Here is a 597-nt window from a genome sequence, read left to right on the forward strand (position 1 = left end):
GCCGGGATCAGCTCCGCGAAGGTCACGCCCGGCTCGATGACGGCGATGCGGTTGCGCGGGTCGACGCGCAGAATGCCCTTCATGCCCGAGAGGTCGACGATGATCGCCTCGGCCGCGGAGGGAACCGTGTCGCCATGGAAGTGCGGCGCCCCTGAGCTGACCGGCACCAGCGGGGTGCGGGTCGTGTTCGCGAGCTTCACCAGCGCCTGGACCTGCTCTGTCGTCTTCGGTCGCACGACGAATTGCGGCTTCACGGATTCGGCGAAGCTCTCGTCGTGGGCATAGGCGTCGAGGAGGTCGGGATCGTCGAAAACGGCGTCCGGCCCGAAGATGTCGATCAGCAGTTGCTTCTTCGTGCTCACCTGATCTCGCCTTCTTCTGGATGTCGACCGGCGTTCGCGACAAGGCGATGCCCTGCGCGTGGAGCACGGCTCCAAGCCGCCGACGGAATTGAACCGGGATGGTCCGCGAGCCCGACGGCGTGTCGGCCGAGAGCCGATCGTTGCGCAGTGCCGCCGGGCTCGCGTGACGTGTTCTTGGGGGGTGCGAGGACACTGGCAAAAAAATACGGATTGAAAAATTGGAATTGTTCCGATG

The 597-nt window shown here is 64.7% G+C and carries 2 protein-coding genes; both read right to left on the minus strand.

Annotated features, from left to right (window positions below; translation table 11 throughout):
* Positions 1-362, minus strand: a 362-nt coding sequence (locus ABTU92_RS30665; RefSeq protein WP_408095295.1) for an FAD-binding oxidoreductase, incomplete at its 3' end; no start/stop codon positions are given.
* Positions 359-597, minus strand: a 239-nt coding sequence (locus ABTU92_RS30670; RefSeq protein WP_408095296.1) for a hypothetical protein, incomplete at its 5' end; no start/stop codon positions are given. The genes ABTU92_RS30670 and ABTU92_RS30665, both read right to left, overlap by 4 nt.

The sequence above is a fragment of the Rhodoplanes sp. SY1 genome (genome assembly GCF_046000175.1).
GTDB lineage: Bacteria > Pseudomonadota > Alphaproteobacteria > Rhizobiales > Xanthobacteraceae > Rhodoplanes.